Origin of the sequence: Azospirillum sp. ST 5-10 (assembly GCF_051225715.1) — a bacterium.
Taxonomy (GTDB): Bacteria; Pseudomonadota; Alphaproteobacteria; order Azospirillales; family Azospirillaceae; genus Azospirillum.
On the sequence record NZ_JBPJSP010000115.1, the window covers coordinates 1 to 519 of the forward strand.

Below are 519 nucleotides of genomic sequence, written 5' to 3' on the forward strand. Positions count from 1 at the left end.
TAACAAGGTAGCCGTAGGGGAACCTGCGGCTGGATCACCTCCTTTCTAAGGAAACCGATCCATCTCCCGCCCGGACCATCCGCCCGTCCGCCGGCGTATCCCGTCTCGAAGCACAGCCCCAGACGTTCCGCGTGCGTCCGGCCGACCCGGTGGTCATGGCGAGGGATTAAACACCCGATCCCATCCCGAACTCGGCCGTGAAAGCCCTCCGCGCCAATGGTACTGCGTCTCAAGACGTGGGAGAGTAGGTCGCCGCCGGGTCCGCCGGCCGCAGGTGGAACGTTGATTTGTTTGTCGATTTGGTTTCGACAGCGGTGCCGGTCCTTTCAATCGCCGGCGCCCGGGGTTCTTGGACAAGTGAAGACGGTTTTGTGACCGAGGACGATGCATCTTTCGGTGCGCTTGTGCGGGTTTGTTCCTGTGCAGGACGCACGAAAGCTGAGATCAAGCGTCTTAAGGGCATCTGGTGGATGCCTTGGCACTGAGAGGCGATGAAGGACGCAGCACGTTGCGATAAGC

The 519-nt window shown here is 60.9% G+C and carries 1 rRNA gene; it reads left to right on the plus strand.

The window, feature by feature from the left end:
• Nucleotides 1–145 precede the first annotated feature (145 nt).
• Nucleotides 146–261: ribosomal RNA gene (gene rrf / locus ACSBPG_RS32075) — 5S ribosomal RNA — on the plus strand.
• The last annotated feature ends 258 nt before the right edge of the window (nt 262–519 follow it).